Here is a 3,956-nt window from a genome sequence, read left to right as displayed (position 1 = left end):
CGGTGAGGTAGGCGAAGGAGAGCTTGGGGCCCCAGTCGACCAGCCGGCAGCCGGGCGGGGTGAGGGCGGCGATGGCGTTCACCGCCTCCTCCCCGCCCCAGGCGGCGACCGCGTCGGCGGCGCCGCAGAGCCGGGCCAGCCAGTCGGTGCGGGACGAGGGGAAGCCCAGCACCACGGTGCGCGCCGCGATGGCGCCGGTCGGGTCGAGCGCGGCCAGGTCGGCGAGCAGGGCGTGGGTGAAGCGGCTCCCGCCACTGGTCTTGACGATGTTGAGGTTGCCCGCGAGCAGGCCCTCGACCACGCTGAGCGCCCCGGCGGCGGGGGCGTTGCCCGGGGCGATGTGCACCAGCAGGCCGACCGGCAGCCAGCCCTCGAAGATCTCCCGGCGGAAGTCGAAGCGGGCCAGCCGTCCGGGGTCGATCCCGCCGAGCTCGCGGGTGACCTTGGTCTCCAGGGCCTCGCGGCCGAGCGCCTCGGTGAGGTCGTGCAGGGTGCGCTCGCGCTCCGCGGTGCCGACGCCCGACTCGTCGAGCAGCCGGGCGAGCCGGCGGTGCTGCTCGCTCGCGGGGTCGGCCAGGAGGCCGGCGAGCCGGTCGCAGGCGGCGAGCACGGTCAGCGGGCTGAGCGGGACGGCGAGGGCCTCGGTGGCGCAGGTGTCGAGCCCGGCGAGGCGTCGCCCGGCTTCGGTGTCGTCGACCCAGCTGCCCTGCCAGTAGTGCCGGTCGGTGGTCGCGTCGGGAGTCGTGGGGCTGGTCATGAGGCCTTCTCGGTCTTGAGGAGTTCGGCGGCGGCGACGGCGCAACTGCGGTTGCGGCTGAGGCCGGCCCGGCCGTGCACGGTGAACCAGGGGGTGGGCAGTGCGCAGCCACACTCCTCGGGCGCGTGCTGGGTGACCAGGTCGCCCATGAGGACGGACTGGGCGGGCACCGAGGTGATGTACGGCGAGACGAACTGCGCGTAGCCCGGCTCGCCGTACGGCAGCGGTGTGAGGTCGCGCACCGAGCGGACCAGCATCCGGGCCCAGACCGGCACGTGCAGGCGATGGTTGGGGCACTCCATGTGCAGGACGGAGTGTTCGGCGGCGCCGAAGCCGTCGCGGATCCGCTCGTCCGGGATGCCCAGCTGATCGTGGATCCGGCGGTAGAGCTCGGGCTTGGCGACCTGCTGGTCCGCGTGGCCCTTCCAGCCGCCGCCGAAGACGACCAGCGAGCGCGGGGAGAGTTCCAGCGGGCCGATGCCCAGGTCGCGCATCCGGTCCAGGGTGAAGGAGAGGAAGGCGGGGAACCCGAGGATCCGCACCGGGGCGCCCTCCTCGGCGTAGCGGATCAGGGTGCGGACGCAGCCGAAGGGGTCGAACTCGTGGGTGCTGCCGGTGTGCTTGAGGGCGTACTCGACCGAGCGGACCGGGGCGAAGTGGCACAGGTACTCGTCGGTGAACGAGGTGCCGAGGTTGAGGCCGGGCCGCGGCTGGTAGTTGGAGAGCAGGTAGTTGACCGGCTCCCGCTCGTCGATCCAGCCGTAGTGGTCGAAGACCCGGGCCACCATGCGCTGGCCGTTGCGCAGGGTGAACTCGTCGAAGAACATCTGCGACCTCTGGCCGGTGGTACCGGAGGAGGTGAGGTGCAGCAGGACGTCCTCGCGGGGCAGCGAGAGGATCTCGTGGGCCTTGAAGAAGTTGGCGTGGACGAAGGGGAGCCGGTCGAGTTCCTCGATGCCGTCGAGCGGGCGTCCGCCCCCCGGGCCGGCCTTGAGCAGCCGGTCGAAGAACGGGGACCTGGCCGCGTGCCAGGCGTTGGACTCATTCATGGCCGCGGTGAAGAGGCGGTCCGTGGCGGGGCCGGCCTGGTACGGCTCGGCGATGTCGCAGAGCTGCTGTACGTGGGCCAGCGCATCGGCGTCGGGTACCGCGACCGGGCGCAGGTACTGGTTCATCGGAATATCCCGTTGGTGTTGAGGTTCTGGTGCTTCCACAGTTCGATGTACTGCTCGGCGAACGGCTGGAAGGCGGTGTCGATGGACAGGCCGCGGAAGTCGAGCGGCTGAAGAGTGCGGGCCATCACCACGTAGTCGCGGAAGCCGTGCTCCTCGCGGCGCATCGCCGGGTAGGCGGCCACCGGCAGGAAGCCGTTCGCGAGCAGCAGCCGCAGGTTCTCGTAACTGTCCAGCGGCACCAGGGTTTCGAGGTAACTGGCGCCGTGGGCGGCGAGCTTCTGGGTGATGGTGTCCAGATCGTCGCCGACCGCGGAGAGTCCGGGTTCGGCGCCGATCAGCGTGCAGTACCCGTCGGACGGGCTGAGCTGCGCGTACAGCTCGTAGCCGCCGTCAGCGGGGGTGAGCAGGACGTTGGGGGTATGGAAGGGGTAGAAGCACTGCCCGGGGTCGGGCAGGTGCCGGGCGAAGTGGCGGGCCACGAACTGCGGGGCGTCGACGAGTTCGAGCTCCGCGCCGGGGCCCGTCGCCGGGGCCGGCAGCGGCTCGTCGGTGAGCTCCGGCCTCGGGTGCGGGCCCGGGACGGCGTCCAGGGCCCGCATCAGACCGCCCAGGGCCTGCGGGACGCGCGCCACCGGAAGGCGCTGTTCGAGCACGCCCTCGCGGTGGCGTGCCAGCAGCACCATGGTCTCGTGCCGTGCGGCCTTGCGCAGGTTCGGCAGGACGCCGAGCGCCCGGAACCCGGCCTGCAGGCAGATCCGTTGCGGCGCCGTGGAGTTGGTACGGGCGGTCGAGTAGAGCGAATCGGCCGGCCGCTCGCCGCCGAGCATTGCCTCGCTGAGCTGCTGGACGGCCAGGTGGCCCGCGCCGAGGCCCCGGGCGTCCGGGTGGATCACCAGGCCCTGGAGCTTGCCGAGGCGGGCGGCAGGGTCGAGGGTGCCGACGATCGAGCCGACGAGCCGGCCGCAGCCTGGCTCACGGGCGACCAGCCAGGTGGTCTGCGGAGAGCTGATCTCGCTCGCCATCACCTCGGGATCGGTCCCGAGCGGGAGTGCGTACGCACTTCCGTAGACCTCTCGGTACAGCAGGAGCAGCGCGTCGACATCATCCGGACGCGCCAGGGAATAGTTGAGCACCGGGTTGCCTCCCCCCACGAAGGCGGTACGTCCACGGATCGGCGCGGACGCGACATGGAAGAAACGAATTCACGCCCGATGGCGAAGGCCCGGATTTCGGGCAGCGCCGTGCGGCGGACCGGACAGGTCCGCAAGAGCCGCGTCGGGCACGAACGAAGGAGTGCAGTCACTGTAAGTTGACTGCCCATCACACTAACCCGACCTCGGCGTCACGATGACCCCTTCGCGGGAGGTCGACGCTGCATCGGCAGGCGGGACAAGGGGTTCACCCGATGCGGTGCGACGAGGATCACAGGCCATTCAGAAGCAGCGGTGATGGTTCGCCAAAACTCCTCTGATGGATCGTCAAATATGTACGGATTTCAACGAACGAATTGGTCCGACCGCCCGCAGGCGGCGATTCCGGGACCAGATCGGAGAGCTGTCGCATCCTGGGGCCGAAGTGGCCGCCGAGCCCTTTGCGAGCGGTGGTGGAGTCGGGTTGCCGTCGGACCTCGCGGACGAGCGGTGGGCACCGGCCGGGCCGTCGCATCGAAGCGGCCCCCGCCCGGAATCGTGTACGCCCCGCTCGACCCCGCCCGCCCCCTCGCCTCTCGCCCCCTCGGATGGTCGAGATCTCCGCAGATGGCCGAGCTCGCCCGCACGCCCCTCTCGTCGGGGCCGGCCCCGCAGCCCGGCACCGGGTTGCGCGGCCTGGTACGGCTGCCAGGCCGGGCTGCGGTTGGAGGAAGTCACAGATCCGGCAGTGCCGAGAGGCAATCGAACGAGACCTATTGACCAACCCGGCCGAGCTTTCTACATTTTGTGGAAACCGAATCGCGGAACCAACGTTCCGCATCGTGGATCCACTCATGGGTCGGGCCTGTTCGCCGCAGGTTCGGCAGCGACGGC

The 3,956-nt window shown here is 70.8% G+C and carries 3 protein-coding genes; all 3 read right to left on the bottom strand.

The window, feature by feature from the left end; translation table 11 throughout:
* On the bottom strand, positions 1-757 hold a 757-nt coding region (locus C2142_RS37380), incomplete at its 3' end, for an acyl-CoA reductase (protein ID WP_241003063.1).
* Complete coding sequence (locus C2142_RS37375; protein WP_148647176.1) at positions 754-1,932, bottom strand: acyl-protein synthase; 1,179 nt, start codon at positions 1,930-1,932, stop codon at positions 754-756. The genes C2142_RS37380 and C2142_RS37375, both read right to left, overlap by 4 nt.
* Positions 1,929-3,065 (bottom strand): GNAT family N-acetyltransferase, encoded by a 1,137-nt coding sequence (locus C2142_RS37370; RefSeq protein WP_148647175.1) that lies wholly within the window; start codon positions 3,063-3,065, stop codon positions 1,929-1,931. The genes C2142_RS37375 and C2142_RS37370 overlap by 4 nt, the downstream gene beginning before the upstream one ends.
* Positions 3,066-3,956: the final 891 nt, after the last annotated feature.

It is taken from the genome of Streptomyces sp. CB01881, from assembly GCF_002953255.1.
GTDB lineage: Bacteria > Actinomycetota > Actinomycetes > Streptomycetales > Streptomycetaceae > Kitasatospora.
The sequence above is the reverse complement of the archived record's forward strand: the minus strand, read 5'-3'. Positions and strand labels throughout refer to the sequence as shown.